The organism is Bacteroides gallinarum DSM 18171 = JCM 13658, assembly GCF_000374365.1.
Classification (GTDB): domain Bacteria; phylum Bacteroidota; class Bacteroidia; order Bacteroidales; family Bacteroidaceae; genus Bacteroides; species Bacteroides gallinarum.
Genome location: NZ_KB894160.1, coordinates 1 through 22606, shown reverse-complemented (window position 1 = coordinate 22606; position 22606 = coordinate 1). Strand labels below are relative to the sequence as shown.

Annotated in this window: 14 protein-coding genes; 7 read left to right on the top strand and 7 right to left on the bottom strand. The window is 45.1% G+C overall.

The annotated features are described in order from the left end of the window. Positions 1–39 precede the first annotated feature (39 nt). Complete coding sequence (locus C233_RS0118185) at positions 40–1287, bottom strand: efflux RND transporter periplasmic adaptor subunit (RefSeq protein WP_018668962.1); 1248 nt, start codon at positions 1285–1287, stop codon at positions 40–42. A gap of 659 nt (positions 1288–1946) precedes the next feature. After that, positions 1947–2867 (bottom strand): glucosaminidase domain-containing protein, encoded by a 921-nt coding sequence (locus C233_RS0118180; protein ID WP_018668961.1) that lies wholly within the window; start codon positions 2865–2867, stop codon positions 1947–1949. Between the two features lie 101 nt (positions 2868–2968). On the opposite strand from C233_RS0118180, the gene C233_RS0118175 reads away from it, so the two are divergent. From C233_RS0118175 to C233_RS0118145, 7 genes are all read left to right on the top strand, one after another. Next, the gene (locus C233_RS0118175; protein WP_018668960.1) at positions 2969–3451 is read left to right on the top strand and encodes a cytidine deaminase; all 483 of its coding nucleotides are present in this window, start codon (positions 2969–2971) and stop codon (positions 3449–3451) included. A 552-nt stretch (positions 3452–4003) separates the two neighbouring features. Beyond that, entirely contained in the window at positions 4004–5605 is a 1602-nt protein-coding gene (locus tag C233_RS0118170) for an ABC-F family ATP-binding cassette domain-containing protein (protein ID WP_018668959.1), read from the top strand. Positions 5606–5730: 125 nt separating this feature from the next. After that, entirely contained in the window at positions 5731–6282 is a 552-nt protein-coding gene (locus tag C233_RS0118165; RefSeq protein ID WP_018668958.1) for a flavodoxin family protein, read from the top strand. Between the two features lie 13 nt (positions 6283–6295). Next, entirely contained in the window at positions 6296–7804 is a 1509-nt protein-coding gene (locus tag C233_RS0118160; protein ID WP_018668957.1) for a 4Fe-4S binding protein, read from the top strand. 41 nt (positions 7805–7845) lie between these two features. Then, on the top strand, positions 7846–9249 hold the full coding sequence (locus C233_RS0118155; RefSeq protein ID WP_018668956.1) for an aldo/keto reductase: 1404 nt from the start codon (positions 7846–7848) through the stop codon (positions 9247–9249). A gap of 5 nt (positions 9250–9254) precedes the next feature. Beyond that, on the top strand, positions 9255–11147 hold the full coding sequence (locus C233_RS0118150) for a TonB-dependent receptor (protein WP_018668955.1): 1893 nt from the start codon (positions 9255–9257) through the stop codon (positions 11145–11147). Between the two features lie 97 nt (positions 11148–11244). Continuing rightward, positions 11245–11757 (top strand): ECF transporter S component, encoded by a 513-nt coding sequence (locus C233_RS0118145; RefSeq protein WP_018668954.1) that lies wholly within the window; start codon positions 11245–11247, stop codon positions 11755–11757. A 416-nt stretch (positions 11758–12173) separates the two neighbouring features. On the opposite strand, the gene C233_RS0118140 is transcribed toward C233_RS0118145, so the two are convergent. The 5 genes from C233_RS0118140 to C233_RS0118120 all read right to left on the bottom strand — a co-directional run bounded on the left by C233_RS0118140 (position 12174) and on the right by C233_RS0118120 (position 22280). Continuing rightward, positions 12174–15317: a glycosyl hydrolase gene (locus tag C233_RS0118140; RefSeq protein WP_164835507.1), complete on the bottom strand. Its 3144-nt coding sequence runs from the start codon at positions 15315–15317 to the stop codon at positions 12174–12176. Between the two features lie 167 nt (positions 15318–15484). Beyond that, the gene (locus tag C233_RS0118135; RefSeq protein ID WP_018668952.1) at positions 15485–17014 is read right to left on the bottom strand and encodes a RagB/SusD family nutrient uptake outer membrane protein; all 1530 of its coding nucleotides are present in this window, start codon (positions 17012–17014) and stop codon (positions 15485–15487) included. 10 nt (positions 17015–17024) lie between these two features. Beyond that, the gene (locus C233_RS0118130; RefSeq protein WP_018668951.1) at positions 17025–20447 is read right to left on the bottom strand and encodes a SusC/RagA family TonB-linked outer membrane protein; all 3423 of its coding nucleotides are present in this window, start codon (positions 20445–20447) and stop codon (positions 17025–17027) included. Between the two features lie 159 nt (positions 20448–20606). After that, on the bottom strand, positions 20607–21614 hold the full coding sequence (locus tag C233_RS0118125; protein ID WP_018668950.1) for a FecR family protein: 1008 nt from the start codon (positions 21612–21614) through the stop codon (positions 20607–20609). A 69-nt stretch (positions 21615–21683) separates the two neighbouring features. After that, entirely contained in the window at positions 21684–22280 is a 597-nt protein-coding gene (locus C233_RS0118120; RefSeq protein WP_018668949.1) for an RNA polymerase sigma-70 factor, read from the bottom strand. Positions 22281–22606: the final 326 nt, after the last annotated feature.

Below are 22606 nucleotides of genomic sequence, written 5' to 3'. Positions count from 1 at the left end.
TTCTTTCCGTATTTAAAAAGGACTCCGAAGGAATCCGCTTTATTTCAGTTTCAGCTTATTCTTGTTCTTGTACTGGCTCATATCGCTCACCACTACCTCGTCGCCCGGCTGCAAGCCGCTTACCACTTCTACAAACTCAAAGTTGCTGTCGCCCAGTTGCACCTTACGCTTTACAATCTCCTTGTCGGAGTTGCGTACGAACAGCTCGTATTCGCCGCGCCCCACGTAATAAGAAGCGTTGGCTATGCGCATCACATCTTCTTTGACGGCGTTCATCACGTAGACATCCGTTTTCAAACCGGAGCGCAGACGGCGGTTATTATCTTCGTTCAGCTTTACGGTGAAGGAAATAACACCATTCTTGGATAGTGGCGTTACGCTGCTTACCGAGCCTTCCAGTTTCTCATTGCCGATTTTCACGATAGCCTTGCCGCCCGCCGACACCCGGTCGCCGTACGTATCGGCTATCTCGCCCTCTACCTTGAAATGGCTCAAATCGGAAATGACGGCAATCTGCGAGCCTTCCGCCACCTGTGCGCCGATTTGGTTATTGATATAGGTAAGGATTGCCTTCCGGGGCGAACGCACCTGTGCGTCGTCCAGCGTACGTTTGGTTTCGGCAAGCGTTTTCCTGAAAATGCTGAAATCCAGCTCTTGCACCTGATACTCCGCATTCAGCACTTCTTTCTCGTTGGCATACTGCTGTTTCAACTGTTCGTACTCCAACTCCGCCACGTTATAGCTCAGCTCCGCCTGGCGTACCTTATCGGTAGTACCGGAACCGAGGCTGTCGAGGTATTGCTCGTTACGTAGCTCCACCCTTTTGCGGTTCAACTGCATGGCAGATACCTTTATCTTCATTTCCAAATCGTTCAGCTTGGTCATGTTCTCCAACTTAAGCTGTTTCAGTTTATAGCTGCGCATCTGCTCCTCATCCAATTTCTGCTTATAGTCGGTTTCGGCGCTCTGCAAGTCCAGTTTCAGGATAGGCGTGCCTACGTCCACACTGTCGCCACCTTTCTTATATACTTCCAGGATACGGGTGTTGATAGGCGAATTGATAATCTCTTCGAAGGCGGGGACTACTTTTCCGGAAGCGCTGACGCTGACCTCGATTGTGCCCTGGCTCACCTGGGAGAACACCAGGTCTTTTTCCTTCACCCCCGTACGCATCAGTGAAATGAGCACGCTGATAACGACGATGCCCGCCACAGCCATACCGCCATAGCGGATGATTTTCTTATTACGTTCCTTGTTACGAACCTCTTTCGGAATTTCTCTATCCATATTGTTATTACAATTAGTATTAAGTTCTCTCCCGCCCGTCCCTTTCTGCCGACTGTAAAAACGGACACCGGGAAAATCATCACCGACCTACTTGCGAAATCCGTGCCAAAAACGTAAACGGCTGAAAGAAAGCATAAAGGAAGAAAAGCTAGGTGTCCGTTTTCGGACACTCTGTACATTTTCGGATAGTAAAATACTGTGCAAAGAGGAGAATCTCGCAAAGAGGAACAGGAGAATCTTGCAAAAGAGAAGGGAACAATTCTGCAAAGGAGAACGGTATAGCCCTATTAAAGAAAAACGGAGCAATCCTGCAAAAGGGACAGGATAGCCCTGCAAAGAAAAACAGGGCAACCCTACAAAAGGAACAAGACAGCACCGCAAAAAGAACAACAACGCGAGGAACGGTAAAGGAAGTGCCTATCGTGCAACCACTCTCCTACCCGGATATGGGAAACATCCCTGTATGCTACGGGAAGTCCCGGCGTACGGTACAAGGAATATCCCGCTGTAATACGACGAGTACCAAGCTATGGTACGGCAAATACCAAACCGTAGTACGACGAATACCAAGCTGTGGTAGGGCAAGTTCCAAACAGCGGTACTTGCCTGATACATACATCTCGCTGGATAAACAAGCCGGTATAGAACGAAACAACCCGCTATCTCAAGCGTAGCCTATCGCCCACTTCGGGCACATATTCCGCATCCTTGCGGTTCATCTTATACAGGTTCTTCAGGCGGATGCCGTACTTCTGCGAAATGGAGTGCATGGAATCGCCGTCCTTTACAATATAGACGGTATGGGGCTTGGCGGCTTTCTTATGTTTTCCTTTCAGATAAATAATATCCCCGGCCTCTAAGGTGTACTCTTTATGCAGGTCGTTATACTTCACCAGCTTACGCCAGCTGATGTCGAACTCTTTGCCCAAAAGCCGGAACGTATCGCCGTCGCGCGCTACCACATAGGCGATGTCGTTGGCGATATATACCTGGTGCGGATTGGCGAGCCAGGGTTTCTTCTTCAGCTCCCTCTCCAACCTGCGGGCTTCCCGCTTGCTCAGGCCGCGGTTGTCGTATTTATATAAATCGTAGTCCTCGATAATCGTTATCAAGCGGTTGGCATAGGAAGGGTCTGTGGCATATCCCGCTTTCTTCAAACCGCGCGCCCAACCCTTATAGTCGGTAATCTTCAGCTTGAACAAGAAGGCATAGCGTGCGCCTCTTTTCAGAAAGAGCGAATGGTCCTCGTAAGAGTCCTTCGGGTGGCGATAGGCACGAAAACATTCTCCCTTGGCATCATCATCGTGGTACACTCTCCGCCCACGCCAATCGCTATGGCACTTTATGCCGAAGTGGTTGTTGCTCTTACGCGCCAGCGTACTTTGTCCTGCACCGCTCTCCAACAAGCCTTGCGCCAGTGTAATGCTGGCGGGTATTTTATACTCCTTCATCTGCTCCACAGCAAGCGGGGCATATCGCTTTATGTATTCATTGTAACGGGAGTTTCTGCGTTGCGCCTGCACAGTTACGGAAACAAGAAGAAGTGCTATAATAGCAGTCAGTCTGAAAATAGGTTTCATGCTTACAAGGTTGAATTCGACACAAAAGTCTGCAAAAGAATTGAAAAAACCAATCTCTTTCCTATCTTTGTAACATTAATTACAATATAAAGCATTACTCCATGAAAGACCTGAACATACAAATCGCTATCCGGATATACGAATACGAGGAACTAACCGCCGCCGACCGCGAACTGACGGATGCTGCTTGCCGGGCAACCGAACGCAGCTATGCTCCCTACTCGCACTTCTCGGTGGGTGCAGCCGCCCGGTTGGCTGACGGCACAATCGTTACAGGCAGTAATCAGGAGAATGCAGCCTATCCGTCGGGACTTTGCGCCGAACGCACTACCCTGTTCTATGCCAACTCGCAATATCCCGACCAAGCGGTGGAAACGCTCGCCATAGCCGCCCGCAACGAATGCGGAGAGTTCCTGGAAGAGCCCATTCCCCCGTGTGGCGCCTGCCGGCAGGTTATGCTCGAAACGGAGAAACGCTTCGAACGCCCCATGCGTATATTGCTGTTCGGCAAAAAAGGTATCTACGAATTGAAGGGTGTGGGCACGCTGCTGCCGCTTTCGTTCGACGCATCTTCCATGTTATGAACAAGAAGCTTTTCCTACTATATGAGATGTTGCTCACATTATAAATAATGCTGCTCACATCGCATCTCCTTCTGCCACACTTTAGGATTAAGATGTTACTCACATTATCCTAAATAGGATTACTTTCATTATAAATAGAATACGCCCCCACTATGAATGACGCTTCTCATATTATAAGTGATGTTTCTCGCATGTATATGAATAAAATTCGTATCTTTGCAACCGCCAACCGATATATACCACCAATGAAAATATCCAAGTAAAGACAGTACATTCCGGTAAACATTGCCTGCCTTATGCCTGCTTTTTGCAGCAGAACGTAGGGCACTGCTCCAAACGTAGCCTTAATATGGGAATATCACTCGAGAAATAGGAACATCATCCTAAGACGGAACATCACCCGAGAAACAAGATATCTCCCTTATCACGGAACATCACCCGATAAACGGATGTCCGGCTTTACTGTGTTTGTCTGTCCCCTTCCTCCCCTTCGAGAATTAAAAAACGTGTCGTGCAGACACACCTATGTACCTATTCCAAACACAGTATTTTATGAGTATTATCATCAAAAACCTCAGCTATATCCACGCGGATAAGGAGGTTTTGTTTTCTAACCTCAACCTGACAATCGGCGCCGGAACAAAGACAGCCCTGACCGGCAACAACGGCTGCGGAAAATCCACTCTGATACATATCCTTGCCGGAGAAACAGTACCGGCAAGCGGCAGTGCACGCTGTTACGGACGCACCTACCACGTGCCCCAGCATTTCGGGCAATACAACGGATACACAGTGGCGCAAGCATTGGGCATAGACCGCAAGATAGCCGCGCTCCATGCCATTCTGAACGGTGAAGCGACGGAAGAATGTTTCGCCCGGCTCGATGACGACTGGAACATCGAAGAACGTACCCGGGCGCTTCTCAACGCCTGGCATCTGGAAGGCATCTCCCTTTCGCGCTCGCTGGACGGACTGAGTGGAGGAGAGAAAACCCGCCTGTTCCTTGCCGGCATGGAGCTGTACGAACCGGATGTTGTCCTGCTGGACGAACCTACCAATCACCTGGACAGTACCGGGAGGGAACGACTGTACGACTTCATACGTCGCACGCCGGCCACGGTGTTTGCCGTTAGCCACGACCGTACCCTGCTGGACTTGCTACCCGCCATTTGCGAGCTTTCCCGTAACGGGTTGACCTATTACGGTGGCAGCTACAGCTTCTACAAAGAGCAAAAGGAGGTACACCGGAACGCCCTCCGGGAACAATTGGAAGAAAAGGAAAAAGCGTTGCGTCTTGCCCGGAAAACAGCCCGTGAAGTGGAAGAGCGAAAGGCGGGGCAAGATGCACGGGGCAAAAAAGCAGCCATTAAGAAAGGTATGCCGCGCATCATGGCGGGCAGCCTGAAAAACCATGCGGAGAACAGCAGCGGTAAGCTGGGGCGCATCCATGCCGGGAAGTCGGAAAAGATACAGCGGGAGATAGCAGACATAAAAAGCTTCCTGCCGCAAACGGAGAGGCTGAAAACGGACTTCGGCGCTCCGGCGCTGCACACCGGCAAAGTGCTCGTTACGGTGCAGGGAATCAACTTCCGCTATCCGGACAGTGCCGGTAACCTCTGGCGGTCTCCCCTCCATTTTCAGTTGCGGAGCGGCGACCGCCTCTGCATTAAAGGCAGCAACGGCTGCGGGAAAACCACCCTGCTGAAACTGATTGCCGGAGAGTTGGAGCCTACCTGCGGAGCCGTGGAACGTACCGGCTTCACCTGCGTTTACTTAGACCAGGAATATTCCCTTGTCCGGAACGGACGCAGCGTGCTGCAACAGGCGGAAGAATTCAACGGACGGCATCTGCCGGAGCACGAGGTCAAGACCATTCTAAACCGTTACCTCTTTCCCCGCGACACTTGGGACAAGCCGTGCGACCGGTTGAGCGGCGGCGAAAAGATGCGTCTTGCCTTCTGCTGCCTGATGATTGCCGACAATACCCCCGATATGTTCATCCTGGACGAGCCCACCAACAACCTGGACATCGAAAGCATCGAAGCGGTTACGGCAACGATACGCAACTTCCGGGGCAGCGTACTGGTCGTTTCACACGACCGGGAATTCCTAAAAGAAACAAAAACGGAACAAGAAATAAGCCTTTTTCCGTAAAAATGGTAAAAACAACTGTAATCCATATACAGAAACTAACTGTAAACTCCGTATTTTTGCAACGGACGAAAGTAATAATCAATCACATACGTCTCAACAGACAAGAATAACTAAAAAAACGGATTATGACTAAAAATGTACTGATTCTCTCCTCCAGCCCCCGGCGCAACGGCAATTCGGACACATTGTGCAACGAATTCATGCGTGGCGCACAGGAAAGCGGAAACCGGGTGGAGAAAATATTCCTGAAAGACAAGCACATCGCTTACTGCACCGGTTGCAGCGTGTGCAGCATGTACGGCAAGCCGTGCCCCCAAAAGGACGATGCCACCGAAATCGTAGCGAAAATGATTGCTGCCGACGTAATCGTCATGGGCACTCCCGTTTACTTCTATACCATGAGCGCACAGATGAAGGCTCTAATCGACCGCTGCTGTGCCCGTTACCTGGAAATAAAGGATAAAGAATTTTACTTCATCATCGCCGCTGCCGAGAACAGCGTACCCTTAATGGAACGCACTATCGACGGCTTCCGCGGTTTCCTCGACTGCCTGGAAGGTGCGAAGGAGTGCGGAACAGTTTACGGCGTAGGCGCCTGGCATGTAGGAGAAATCAACGGTATGCCTTCCATGAACGAGGCTTACGAAATGGGTAAAGGTATCTTAAGCAAAACATAAACCACAATAAAATATGTTACGTATTATCAGACTGACTCTTGCAATCATCTTTTTTGCAATCATCACCCTTTTGTTCCTCGACTTCACCGGAACACTGCATGTGTGGTTCGGCTGGCTGGCCAAGATACAGTTCGTGCCCGCAGTACTTGCGCTGAACGCGGGCATAGTATTGCTGCTCGTCGTACTGACCTTGCTGTGCGGACGTATTTACTGCTCCGTTATCTGTCCGCTCGGCGTATTCCAGGATATCGTTTCCCGGTTTGCAGGCAAACGGAAGAAGAACCGTTTCCGCTATTCGCCCGCACGGAAATGGCTGCGTTACGGAATGCTGGCATTGTTCGCCGTCGCCCTCATAGCCGGCGTACGCTTTCATGCGGTTGCCTCGCTGCTCGAGCCGTACAGCTCTTACGGGCGCATCGCCTCCAACCTTTTCGCCCCAGTCTACCAATGGGGCAACAACCTGCTGGCGCACTTGGCGGAACGGGCGGACAGCTATGCGTTCTACGAAACGGATGTATGGCTGAAAAGCCTCTCTACCTTTATCATCGCGGCGGTTACTTTCATCGTACTCATCGTATTGGCATGGAGAGGCGGACGTACGTACTGCAACACGATTTGCCCGGTAGGTACGGTGCTCGGTTTTTTGTCCAGGTATTCCCTATTCAAACCGGTTATTGATACCTCGAAGTGCAACGGCTGCGGACTTTGCGCCCGCAACTGCAAAGCATCGTGCATCGACTCCAAAGCGCACGAAATAGACTACAGCCGTTGTGTGGCATGTATGGACTGCCTCGATAAGTGCAAGCGGGGAGCTATCACTTACACCCGCCGCCGCAAAGCGAATACGGTAAAAGCACCGGCAGGCGGGGCAGCGGTTGCTTCCGGACGGATAGACGATACCCGGCGCGCCTTCCTCTCTGCGACGGCCGTACTGGCAACGACCACCGCGCTAAAGGCGCAAGAGAAGAAGGTAGACGGCGGGCTGGCGGTAATCGAAGACAAGAAAATACCCGCCCGTGCCACCGCCATTGTTCCGCCGGGAGCGTTGAGCGCCCGTAACTTCGCACTGCATTGCACGGCTTGCCAGCTCTGCGTATCGGTATGCCCCAACCAGGTGCTGCACCCTTCTTCCGACCTGATGAAGCTGATGCAACCGGAAATGTCCTACGAACGCGGGTATTGCCGCCCCGAGTGCACCAAGTGCTCGGAAGTGTGCCCGGCAGGTGCTATCCACCCTATCACCAAAGCGGACAAATCGGCTATCCAGATAGGCCATGCCGTATGGATAAAGGAGAATTGTATCTGTATCACCGACGATATGGAGTGCGGCAACTGTGCCCGCCACTGCCCGGTCAGCGCAATACAAATGGTGGCATCGGACCCGGACAACCCGGACTCCAGGAAGATACCCGTCGTCAATACCGAACGGTGCATCGGCTGCGGCGCATGCGAAAATCTCTGCCCGTCGCGCCCGTTCAGCGCTATCTATGTGGAAGGGCATATCATGCACCGCACGGTGTAGTACCAGCCTTCGTTTCTCAACATAATAAAACCGCAACTATAATGAAAAAGAACAATAACGATAAGATAAACCGCCGGGACTTCTTCAAGCTCGCCGGCGCAGGAACCCTCGCATCGGCAACCGCACTGTACGGCTGTTCCGGCAAAGGCAACGGCTCAGACAGCGAATCGGCGGCATTGGGCGAGATTCCTACCGATAAAATGGTTTACCGCACCAACCCCACCACGGGCGACCGCGTATCGCTGCTGGGTTACGGCTGCATGCGCTGGCCTACCCGGAAACGCGCCGACGGAAAGGGGGACGAGATAGACCAGGAGGCCGTCAACGAACTGATAGACTACGCCATTGCCCACGGGGTGAATTACTTCGACACCTCCCCGGCATATGTGCAGGGTATGTCCGAACGTGCCACGGGCATCGCCCTGAAGCGCCACCCGCGCGACAAGTTCTTCCTTGCCACCAAACTCTCCAACTTCAGCCCCAGCACTCATAGCCGCGAAGAGTCGCTCGCCATGTATCGCCGTTCTTTCCGCGAATTACAGGTGGACTATATAGACTATCTGCTGCTGCACGGCATCGGTATGGGTGGTATGGAGGCTCTGCACAGCCGCTACCTGGATAACGGTATGCTCGATTTCCTCCTGAAAGAACGCGAAGCGGGACGCATCCGCAACCTGGGCTTCTCTTATCATGGAGATATCGAGGTTTTCGATTACCTGCTCTCACGGCACGACGAACTGAAATGGGACTTCGTGCAAATCCAGTTGAATTATGTGGACTGGAAGCATGCCAAAGAGGTGAACACCCGCAATACGAATGCCGAATACCTGTACGGTGAACTCGTAAAGCGGGGCATACCCGCCATTATCATGGAACCGTTGCTGGGCGGACGTCTCTCCAAACTGAACGACCACTTAATGGCACGCCTGAAACAGCGCCGCCCCCAGAACAGCGTAGCTTCCTGGGCATTCCGCTTTGCCGGCACTTTCCCCGATGTACTGACCGTGCTGAGCGGCATGACGTATATGGAGCATCTGCAGGACAATCTCCGCACCTTCTCTCCCCTCGACCCTTGTACGGAGGAAGAAATGGCGTTGTTGGAGGACACGGCACAACGGATGCTTACCTATCCCACCGTACCGTGTAACGACTGTAAGTATTGCATGCCTTGTCCTTACGGGTTGGACATCCCCGCCATTCTGCTGCATTACAACCGGTGTATCAACGAGGGCAATGTACCCAAAAGCAGCCAGGACGAGAACTACCGCGAAGCGCGCCGTGCCTTCCTTATCGGTTATGACCGCAGTGTGCCGAAGCTCCGCCAGGCAAACCATTGTACCGGATGCAACCAATGCAATCCTCACTGTCCGCAGGGTATCGACATCCCCAAAAAGTTGCAGGAGATAGACCGCTTCGTGGAAGATTTAAAACAAGACAGACTATAATAATTATGAAGAAGAAAACGATATTTCTCTTTTCGATAGCGGGTATCTGGGCTGCAACGGGACTGGCACAGACGGCCAAAGACAGCGCCCGCATTGCCAGAAGCCTGACTATCGACGAAGTGGTAGTGACGGGAACAAGAAACGAAACGGACATACGGCATCTGCCGATGACTATCTCCGTAGTAGGCCGCAAGGTGCTGGAGCAGAGTTTACAGCCTTCAGTGCTGCCGGTGCTGACAGAGCAAGTGCCCGGACTGTTTACCACCAGCCGCGGTATCATGGGTTATGGCGTGTCCACCGGAGCGGCGGGCGGAATGAGCCTGCGCGGTATCGGCGGCAGCCCCACGGCAGGCCTGTTGGTACTGATTGACGGACATCCCCAATATATGGGGCTAATGGGGCATCCCATTGCCGATGCCTACCAGACCATGCTGGCCGACCGGGTGGAAGTGCTTCGTGGTCCCGCCTCCGTACTATACGGTTCCAACGCCATGGGAGGCGTTATCAACATAGTAACCCGCAAGATGCAGGAGGACGGGGTAAAAACGAATGCACAGATTGGTTACGGCTCGTACAACACATTGCAGACGGAAGTTTCCAACCGCATCAGGAAGGGACGTTTCAGCAGTGTCGTCACCGGGTCTTACAACCGTACCGACGGACACCGCGACAATATGGAGTTCGAACAGTACGGCGGATATGCCAAGTTGAACTATGACCTCAACAATGCCTGGAAGCTGTGGGGCGATGTAAATATCACCCAGTTCAAGGCTTCCAATCCGGGCGAAACCGACAATCCGTATATAGACAACGACTCCCGCATCACACGCGGCATGGCTTCATTCGCTCTCGAGAACCATTACGAGAGAAGTTCCGGCGCACTGAGTTTTTTCTACAACTGGGGACGTCACAAAATCAATGACGGCTATCATCCCGGCGAAACGCCGCAGGAGTCTCACTTCAACTCCAAAGACCGGATGCTGGGCGTATCCTGGTATCAGAGTGCAACGCTTTTCACGGGTAACCGCCTGACCGTAGGTTTCGACTACCAGCACTTCGGCGGCGAATCGTGGAACCGGGTGGTTGCCACCGGCGAGCGTGTTCCGGGCGTCGACAAGCAAATGGATGAGTTTGCCGGCTACGTCGATTTCCGCCAAGACCTCGGCGACTGGTTGTCCCTGGATGCCGGTATCCGCGTAGACCACCACTCGCACGTGGGTACAGAGTGGATACCGCAGGGCGGGCTTTCTTTTCACTTGCCCGAACAGGTGGAGATGAAGGCAATGGTGAGCAAGGGTTTCCGCAACCCTACCATTCGTGAAATGTATATGTTCCCGCCGCAGAACCCGGACTTAAGGCCGGAAAGCCTGATGAACTACGAGCTGTCTTTCTCCCAGCGCATATTGGACGGTGCGCTGTCTTACGGCATGAACCTCTATTATATCGACGGAGACAATATGATAATGACTGTTCCCACCGACGGCAAGCCCAAGAATGTAAACACCGGCGAAATCGAGAACTGGGGCGTCGAAGCCAATATCGGCTACCGCATCACTCCCCGCTGGCAGGTAAACGCCAATTACAGTTGGCTGCATATGGAGAATCCGGTGGTTGCCGCTCCCGGACACAAGCTTTATGCCGGTGCGGATTTTACGCAAGGGCGCTGGAGGCTATCTACCGGCCTGCAATATATAAAAGATTTATATACCGATGTAAGCAAGGGGCAGGAGAAGCGGGAGAGTTTCGTTCTCTGGAATCTCCGCGCCAACTACCGTTTATGCCGCTTTGCCGATATTTTTGTGAAGGGCGAGAACCTGCTGGCGCAGCGTTATGAAATAAATGCCGGCTTCCCGATGCCCAAAGCGACTTTTATGGGCGGCGTGAATATCGACTTCTAATGAATTCGGACATTACTGCCGCCAAGAGCGTAGCAGTTTGAAATAATAATTATAACTTTGTGCAACTGAAAACGATTATTCTTTAAACGATAAGAACATGGAAACAAAAACCGTTAAACTTTATTCGCTGGATTACAGCAATGCCAAAACTTACCGGATAGCCGCATTGTTCATCGCAGGCAACATAGCACTGCCCCAGCTTTTCCACCTTATACCGCAAGGGGGTATAACCTGGTTACCCATTTACTTCTTTACCTTAATCGGTGCATACAAATTCGGCTGGAAAGTAGGACTGCTGACTGCGTTACTCTCCCCGGTAGCCAACTCGCTGTTATTCGGAATGCCGCTTCCGGCAGTGCTTCCCGCTATCTTACTGAAATCCGTATTGCTGGCAGCAGCAGCCGGCTGGGCGGCACACCGTTTCAATCGTGTCTCCCTGCCTATCTTACTGGCGGTAGTGCTATTCTACCAGATAGCAGGCACATTGGGCGAATGGGTCATGGCAGGCAGCTTCTTCCAGGCTGTACAAGACTTCCGTATCGGCTTGCCGGGAATGGCGATGCAGGTAGCAGGAGGGTATGCGCTGATAAAATACAGTGCGGACTTGTAATGCTTTGCAGATATGCTAATACCGGAAAAAGGTTATAAGATTCAACGGACATAATACTATAATGATGTAATCTCAAATTGTAGACCTAAAACCCGTATTTTTCTGGTATTGTTGAACCTCATTAGTGAATGCAGATAAAGGTTATGAGATATTAACCTTTATCTGCATTCATTATATATATTTCTTCTAATCGGCAGTTTAAATATAACCTCCAATTATATCATAAGTAAGCTGATATCTGTATATGTTCTTTATTTTTTATATCAGTACACATGTTTTACACAACAAGAATGAAAATATAGCCATTCATTCAACCAAAAAGAAAACCTCAGAATCTCAATATCAAGAAAAGATTAAGAAATATTTTTCTTTGATATTGAATTCCAAGGTTTTCACCAAGAGAAGTCTATTGAGAATTAAAATATTAGCATAACATTTCCTTGCAAACCAGCATTTTGTAACAAAGAATTCTTTGAAACAAATAATTCCGGTTTCCATATTATTCTATCCTGTTTCAACTTTAAATCTCCTATTGCTCGATTATTCCATGAATTTGTAACTTCCAGTCTTAACTCATTCCTCCCCTCTTTCAAATATGATGAGATATCCAAATTCCAGGGAGAACACCAAATAGTCCCAGCCTTTTCCTTATTTATGTACACTTCTGTAACACAATTATTAGAAGGTAATTGAAGATAGACTGTTGATTGAGTATTATTCCATTCGAAAGATGTTTCATAGATTGCTGTTCCCGAATAATACCGAACCTTTAAATCTTCAGATTTATTCCAATATTCAAGTTTCAGACATTCCACTCGCCCCACTCCATGATAACGAGAATCGAAATCAATAGTCCACTTACCATCGATAACATGATGTCTACATAATAAGGGTTTATCATCCAATAGCTCCTTATTATCAGAAAATACTACTATACAAGATTCTCTAGGAGACAAATGTAAAGTAACCTGTCCTTTATCTGCAGGTAAACAATAACGTCTCCCTGAAACAGCATCCCATAACTGTGCATATTTATATTTCGTTTTGAATGTATATAATCCTGAAATTATACTATCTGTATGGTTATTCAAAAAATAAATATCACAATCATTCGTTTCTCTATGTGCAAAATAAAGTTTTGTCCCACGTACATCTGGTATAACACAAGCCTTCTGTAAAGCTTCCTCTAAAGTCATTCCTGAAAAGACTTTCCCTTTACCATAAACAGCCGAATCCCATAAAGCCCTTACCAATGTTTCATATTCTTCATATTTACCAATGTCCTCTTTACATGGCGAGCCCGTCGGCCTATTGCCATATACATAAGTACCTTGCTTTACCAATTCAGCTATTTTACGCAAAGCACGTAATGAAATCTCACCTGAGCGTGGAAGTATCATCATAGAATAACTTTGTCCTGTAGGTAAAACAATTTTCCCACCTTTTGATTCCATCCTAAACAATAGTGCGTCTTCTGAAAACGCATCATAATCATATCCGGCAGGTATCTTGGGTAACCGATGAGTCAAGATTCTTACAGGAGCATTATTACCCAGATAAACACATAAATCAGCTACTGGCCTTCCTTGCCGCATAACATAGCTGACACGTGATTGATAATCCCAAAAATCACGGCTTTTTTCCCACCAACTGTTATTACGCGAATAGGTTGCATAAAAACGACCTCCCGGATATCCTGCATATCTTTCGTCCGGTTGGTGCGCAGAAGCACATACCACAAACTCATTGATGCCAAATGCATATGCACCGTCTGCTATATTTTTCAGGTCATCCGGCATTGTTGTCAAATCTCCATCAGTAAAAGCCTCAGCCGAGGCTATTTGCTTACCATATAAATGGGCAGATGAAGAAGCCTCTTTTATATCATAATTCCCATTTGGCTGCATAACCCAAAATTCTCCCTGAGGTTTCTGTACCTTGCTTTTAGCAACAAGAGGTATTGCAACTATACATTGTGCATTCCCCGTGGCTTGTGCTGTAAAAATAATATTACGGTCACGGCACAACTTATCAAAAGTACCATAATAGCGTTCAGCAATCAAATCGGCAATTGTAAGGCGTACGTCATACAAGACACTTTCTGAGGTCTTTGTATCATCAATTACATATCCGGCCATTACCGGTAAATAAGGAAGTAAATCATATCCCCGGAGCCGTTTAAATTCCAACAAAAAATCATCAGTCCAGTTTTGTGCACCTGCCTCATGACTATCCATTGCCATCCCCTTCAGATTGTTAATGCCATAATAATCTAAAGAATCCAATACCTGCTTGAAATAAGCATTAAATTGTAAAGTCGCAGCTCGGGATGACATCTTATCACATTCCAATCCCATCATATCCGGACGTCCATGCTTTACCCTTCCACCTGTTGGTACCATACATAATCTCAATATCCGCCAGTTACCTTTCGGTGCATTCCATCTCAAAATACCATCTGTTCCAACACATCGAGTGATATCCAGCACTTTATCAGAGGTTACAATCTCACAATCAGAATAAGCTGGTGTCTCCATTGTTTTCTCAATGTATTCCGATATATACCCTGCCTTATATTCATATTCATTAATCATAGGGTCTGAACTTAGTACGATTCCTCCAAAACGCAAAGGTTTACCCTCTTCCGAACCATTCCACCCATACAATTTAATCCTATAAAATCTTGCCTTTACTGGCAAAAAAGATACGGTTTTCTTTTTATAACTTTCATGGGCACGATATAATGGTTTCAAATCACAAATTTTATGATATACCTCCCCATCTTCGCTCCATTGCAATTCTCCTATAGGAGGTAATTTTTTATATCCAGTCCCGGCAAAGGTTTCTTGAGGTTCTCCCGGCACATTCGTTGCACTGGTTGTTGCCTTGCCTGACGGACCTATTAGATACGATATACTCCTTAAAGATGTAAGCCCAGTATAATCTATATTAATGTAAATGGGGACATCTTTCACTGCAGGAATACTATAAAGTTCTTGTCCTTTAAAAAGGCACTCCGGATTAACTTGAGATATATTAGCGGAAAGTTTCATACAAACATTCGGAACATCTCTTGTAGGAATAGCTATCACTTTTATATCCCGATAAAAATTATATTTATTATTAGGAGTTTTCAGTTTCAACGTCAATGGAACCCCACCTGCTATGACAGTTTCAATGCTTTCCAAACGTTTCATAGCATCACATGGTCTAATCCACGGACCACCCGCTACAAACCCATTCGATACATGAAATTCGAAGTCAAGTCCCAAACGTTTTGTTTCTTTAGCTACATAATAAATATTATCCCACCATTCTTTACTCATCGACAACTCGGTATTCGGCAACTGATCGCCATGTACCTGATCATAATAAACAATACCTCCAATTCCTATCCGTTTGAATGATTCTAAATCTTTAGTCATTCCGTCCCGAGTAGAAGGAAATTTTCCATGGAACCACCAAATTTTAGTTCGTGTTGAATCCTGTGGATTTAAGAAACCATACAATGTACTACGTAACGTCCCTCCGGGTAATTGCCGAGAGCTTGCATAACTCATTGAAGCTATCAATAGGAAACCCCAAAACAATCTCATTGTCCTCATGAAGATTCTTTATATAAAGTTATTTCAACAATAAAAAGGAAACAAGTTATCTCAATAAATCCATTTGCCAACTACTAAATACAAATTTATATTGAGATAACTTGTTTCAACACACAAAAAGTTTAATACCCAGGATTATTAGTCCACGAAGTATGAATATTCATTACAGTCAATGGTATCGGTAATAACAAATCTTTTTCTGACGGATTATTCGCTCCCATTTTGGACACATGTTCATAATGGTCTGAGAATTTTTTCATAGTTGAAATAAAAGTATCTTTCCCCATTCTTACCAAATCAAAATAGCGTTTGCCCTCACCAATAAACTCACATCTTCTTTCATACATAATATCCGCCATAGTCGGAGTATGCCCCAAAGGAGATAAGCCAGCCCTTTCACGAATAGCATCAATCCACTCTACAGCCAGTCCTGCCTTATTATTATTAATCAAAGCTTCAGCATAAAGTAAATAAGCATCGGCAGGCCTCAGTATTGGAAAGTTCAGCGGATAATCGTTCCATGCCTTTATTGTTTTATTAGTATTATCTTTAACCAAAAATTTTATCATCATACAGCGTTTTTTATAATGAGCAGCATAATCTTCAGGAGTAAACCCATGTTCCGTCGTGTCCCAATATCCCTCTGCTACAGATGTCTCCAAACGCTTATCATTCCGTGCTTTCATATCATTCACCAACAATGTATCTACCCGAAAATCCTGTCCTTGTAAATGATAACCACTATAAAACCACTCCGGTATCATCACACCTCCAGAACCTTCAGTAACATATCCGGCTAAAGAAGAACCGAGCCCTTGATTACCTGATGCAAATTGTACAGAAAACAAATCGTACATATTTTCTTTATTTACATCAAAAATATAAGAATAATCAGGAGCAAATCTTTTTTTTACTTCATCCATAATAGGCTCCAAAGTCATTTCCGCCTTCTGGTAAGCATCCTGTTCATTCATCGGATATCCTGCCATTGTTACATAAACTTGAGCCAATAAACATTTTGCAGCAACGGCACCTACCCTTCCTGCTTCTTCTCCCGTATAAAATGGTTCCAAGTTATTTCCTGCATACTCTAAATCAGAAATAATCAACTTATATACCTCTTCTGCTGATTGTCGAGACAACATTCGAGCTTCTTCATTCAAGATAGGATAATCTACCACAGGCTGAGAACCATAAGCTCTGACGAGTTCAAAATATGCCAATGCTCTAAGAAAAGAAGCCTCAGCACGATAACGGGCATATTCATCTGAAACTTTCTGTAACAGCATATTAGCATCTCCAATTATCTGATATAAACGTGCATATATATCCTCATTAGTACCTGTTACATCGGTAACTGCATAATTTCTAAAGTCAACCTGGTCCCGCTGAGCATTTGCCAATGCAGCATAATATAAATTATCGGAACGTCCTTCAGAAGCCATAAAATAATAAATTGTCGGAAAATCCAAATTCCCCCCATTACGCCCTAAGCGAGCGTAAATACCCATGGTAGCCTGATTAATTTCAAATTCCGAAGTATAAAACGTATCAGCAAAATTATTTTCAACCGGATAAATATCAATAAGGTCATTACATGAACATAACCCACACGCAGCTATCAATGCTACTATATATTTTTTTGTTTTCATAAGTCTTTAATTAGAAAGTAATGTTAACACCAAATGAAAAAGTTCTTGATAACGGATAGGCCCCCCAATCAGAAGACGCATTATCTTGTGTGGCTGCTTCAGGAGAGAACCCTGCATCATAATGGTCCCACATATAAACATTATCACAAGATACATATACTCGGGCCTTATTTAAAATAGAATTGGGTTTAAATGGTATATTATAACCTAACGTAATATTTTTAATACGAATATACCCTGCATCATATAGCCAGTTCGTATCATATTGTCCACCTGTTACAGTAGCGTAAAATGCAGGTGTTTTTCCATCCCCAGGTTCATTCTCCGACCAATACGAATTGTATAACCATCTACTCAAATAATTGTATTTCGGGTCATTTGTAGCACGATTCCAGCTTCTCGAACCGATAGACAAAAGTTCACCTCCTACACGCCCTTGCAGTAAAATAGATGCATCAAAATTTTTATATTTAAATGTATTCGTAAATCCCCACTCAAATTTAGGTTGATAACTTCCCGCTACCACATAGTCATCAGATGTTATTTTACCATCCTTATTATTATCTTTCCATTTTGAATCCCCCGGTTTCTGCCCTGTATATATGGCAATACCTTTCTTGGGAGTAATACCATCAGCCTCAAAATCATCAGCAGTCAATGTTCTTTCTACTTCTAACAACATATAAGAATTTACAGGATACCCAACCCGTTGAATAATCGTACTTCCCTGTCCTGAACGAATATCGGAATCATCATCTCCCAAACTAGTAATCTTATTTCGATTCAGTGAAATATTTAATGAAGAATTCCATTTAAAAGATGAAGTAGTTATATTAGCCGTATTCAATTCAAATTCCAATCCCCAATTATCTACATTTCCAACATTAGCCATCATTGTACTAAAACCAGTAATTAACGAAACCGGAGATTGCAATAACAAATCTTTTGTTACTTTTTTATAATAATCTGCCGAAAAATAAATCCGATTGTTCAACACTCCAAAATCCATACCAATATTATAAGAAGTTGTCGTCTCCCAGCCTAATAAAGGATTTGCCAAATTACCTGGGACATAACCGCTAGCCATATTTTGGGAACTACCTATCACATAATTCAAAGCAACCATATTTGACAGGAATTGAGCTTCTCCAATACGATCGTTACCAGCTTGTCCCCAACTTAAACGTAATTTTGCAGTTCCAAGCCAATCAATATCTTTCATAAAAGACTCTTCATTTAATTTCCAAGCTGCTGAAACTGACGGAAACCATCCCCATCTGTTTTCGGAACCAAATTTAGACGAACCATCTCTTCTTAAAGAAGCAGAAAACAAATACCTGTCCATCAATGCATATTGTACACGACCAAAATATGAAAGAAGCGCGTTCTCTGTATAATCTATTTCATTGCTTTTTACCGTACCTCCTTTATTTTTATCAAAAACCCAACTCTTATCATCCGGAAAATCAGAAACACTCTGTAAAGAAGTATTAGCATTATTTGATTCATAAGAAGCTCCCAGCATAGCATCAAGGCTATGAATACCCCAAGTTTTATTATAGGTTAGTAAACCTTGTACCAATAAAGAATTCGAAATATCAGTAGAGTAACTGGAACTGGACAATTCGCCAGGATGGCTTGCTGTATCCCATTTTGCATTAGACCAAGTCGGAGTATATGTCCTTTCATTCTTATTCCTATAATTCCATGCAACCATACCTTGAGCCTTTAATCCGTCAATAATGTCAACTGTTGCGTTCAACGCAGTGTTGATTCTTATATCAGCATTCTTCCTATCAGGAGCAGTAGCTTGAATATATGGGCTAATAACATTCGGACCCGGTCCCCATCCATCATAAAATTTATACGGGTCAGCCCCAGCATCCCTGCCTGTTCCAGCAAGTACCCATCCCGGTAGCCCCAGTGTCTTCGAAACAGCATTTTCTTTTCCATCTACTTTAGCTCCTTTTTGTACTCCATACGAAGGAGCCACCATTAAACCAACCCTAATACGGTCTGTCATCTGTGCTTCAACATTAGCACGAAGATTATATCGACTATAAGAAGAACCGTACACAATACCATCTTGCTTATAAATACCTCCAGATAATGAATAATTAATCTTATCCGTAGCGCCTGAAGCTGCTAACTGAATATCATAGGCGGGAGCTGTACGAAACAATTCATCCTGCCAGTCAATAGCCTCAATTTCCGAACTTCCCCACCAAGGGTCATAAATACCATAAGTATTCCGTACTCCATTCTCCTTCAACGCATCACGTGTAGTTAATTTTTTACCTAACTTCGCTTCCGCATAAGCTATTCTATCAGCCTGACTGGTGGAAGCCGGCATACCGGAAGCTTTTGTCCACTGATAATCATACCATTTCTTATTAAAAGCAATCCACTCGTTAGAGTCCATTACATCAACTTTCTTTTCTAAAGTAGAAACAGCGGTATAAGCATTCAGCGTAATAACCGGAGCACCGGTTTTTCCTTTTTTAGTAGTAACTAACACAACACCATTAGAACCACGAGAACCATAAATTGCAGCAGAAGCAGCATCTTTCAGGACATCAATAGATTCAATATCATTAGGATTTATACCTGACAAATTATCAATAGGTACCCCGTCAACAACATATAAAGGTGTGCTCTCTCCATTAATAGATGCTGCTCCACGTACATTTATAGTAATATCGCTTCCTGGAGCACCAGAAGTACTTCTAACAGAAACACCTGCCATCTGCCCCTGCAAAGCTTGCTCAACTCGATTTACCGGACGGTCTTGTATCGCATCCGAATTAATCTTTGCAATAGAACCTACAACATTGGCTTTTTTCACTGTTCCATATCCTACAACAACTACTTCATCCAACATTTCTGTATCTTCTTGCAAAGTTACAGTCAAAATCTTACCCTCCTGTACTTTTATTTTTTGATTTTGATAACCAATATAAGATATTTCCAAATTGGCATTATTAGCAGTCTCAAAAGAAAAATTACCATCGATATCAGAAATGGCACCATTTGAAGTTCCTTGTTCCTTAATTGTCGCTCCAATAACAGGTTCCCCGTTAGTATCTACCACTTTACCTGTAACCTTAACTTTCTGTATAGGATTGGTAATTTGTACCTTCTTAATAATTATCTTTTTCCCTTTAATCTCATAACTCAAATCATTTTGCCCATATAGAATCTGTTTTACAACATTTTCTATATCTTTTTCATCGGCAACAATTGAGACACGTTTATTCGTATTTACATCAACAGATGAAAATACAAATGCATAGCCGGTTTTTTCCTTTAATAATTCAATTGCATCTTTCACAGTTATATCATTGGCATTCAATGATATATTTTGAGAATAAGCTGAAAAATGGAGACAAAGGACTACTGAGGCTATACAAATAGCCTTATTAAAACTTCCCATATACTTTTGATTTTTAAATTAATGAATAGAAATAAGGTTGGCAATAAACAAACTTAAAAAACTAATTTTCAAGCCTTTTTCACATATTACCAAATATCAATCAAAAAAAAATGTTTTTCATGTTCTTCAAGTTTTATTTTTTCAGGTTCAACATTAATATTAATAGAGTATATATACTTCATTTTCATATTTATAATTCATCTGCCTGGTCGAAGCCATCATATCCAGAATCTTATCAATCGTATTGGCTGAAATACCGAAGCTTCCATAAAAACGCTTGTTGCGTAAAGAATCGGCAACCTCCACCTTCACGTTATAGCTGCGCATCAGTTTCTTGGCTATATCTTCCAGTAATTCCTCATCGAAGAAAAGCTCGTCATTAATCCAGACATTGGCCTTATCCGCTTTCGTGCTGCTCTTCACCATTTGACCGGTCGTCTTATTGAGTACCATTTTCTCATTCGGAGTCAGGTACAGCTCCGGCATTTCCTTGATACCGTTCCGCAAGGCAACCTTTCCTTCCATTAGATTTACCGTCACCTCCTCATCGTCCGGATAGTTCTTGAAATTGAACTTCGTACCCAGTACTCTCAAATTCAGTTCTTTCGTATTTATCTCGAAAGGTACTTCCTCATTCCGCATCACCTCAAAATACCCCTCTCCTTCCAGGCTCAGTTGGCGGTCGTCCACCCCAAAACCCTGGGAATACACAATCTTAGAACCTGCATTTAACCATACCAACGTCCCGTCCGGTAGATAAAGCTTGGTATGCGCCCCCATAGGAGCCTCCACGACCATATCCGCAAAAGTCTGCTTCACCGCCTGCTTTCCCTGCCAGTAAGTAGCGAACGGAACCAACAGAACCAATACGACAGCAGCTACGCGCATAAACGTTTTCCATGAGAAACGAATCGCCTTCTCTTGTTTCCGCTGCGACTCGGCTACCCGTTGCCTGAACAAAGAGAAAGCCTTGTCCTTGTCAAAATGCACAGTGGTATCGGCAGCTCCCGAAGAAAACCATACCTCCAACTTATTCCGTACATATTTCCGGTTAGACTCGGACTCCAAACTCCAACGTTTCAGCTCGGAAAAGGATTCCTTATCCAGTTCGCCCGCAATATATCGAGTTATCAATAAATCTATATCAGTACGTTCTTCCGGTTGCATAATTCTGTTGCTTTATATATAAGACAAAAAAATCGGGAATAAGGGTAGTCTGAAAAATATATTTTTTTTTCAAATACCCATAAAAATATAAATAATCAATAAATGCAAATAATTATCCATATGCTTTTGAAGGATAGCTAAAGCGTTCTTTATATGATACTTAACCGTATTTATAGAGATACCCAACTCCAAAGCTATCTCCTCGTATTTTTTTTGTTCAAAACGGCTTTTCTTGAATACGGCGCGGCATTCAGCAGGAAGTTCCTCGATACTCCGGGTAAGCTCATCTTCCAGCTCCTGCTCGAGCAACACGCCCAAAGGCTGATTCTCCTCCACAAAAACGGAATCCAGAAATTCCATATTCTCCGGCAGCGTGAAAGAGGAAAAGTGCAGCTCCTCACGATGCCTCAACGATTGCAACTCATTCAGACAACGGTTACGTACGGCACGCATCAGGTAAGCACGAACGGAATATGTGATTTCTATCTCCCGACGATGTTCCCATAAATAAAATATGGCATCGTCCACCACTTCTTCCGAGAGGGCCGCATCATTCAATATCTGGTTGGCAAAGCGACAAAGCAGGACATAATGGCGCTCATAGATGCACTTAAATGCCCCTTCATCCCCTCTGCGTAAACGCTCAATAATTAATGTATCTTCCATAGCCGCCTCTATTTATAGAGGAACAAAAATAATCAAACTTGGATAACTACACAATCATTGAGGTGTTTTTTCAGAAACGGCAATAAAATAAGATGATTTCCAATTAATGTTTGGGTGAGTAGGCATAATTTGCTCTCATTTCAATCTTTCAAAATATCCTATAGACAAATTTTAATCTCTACAATGATTGTGATTTATCTTCATTTTTAGTATTTTTGAACCATTAGAAACAGTCATAGATTTATCATAGGCTGCGCGAGTTGGTTGTGATTTGCTTTCATTTTAGTATCTTTGAGCCATTAGAAACAGTACTTTTGATATTAGGT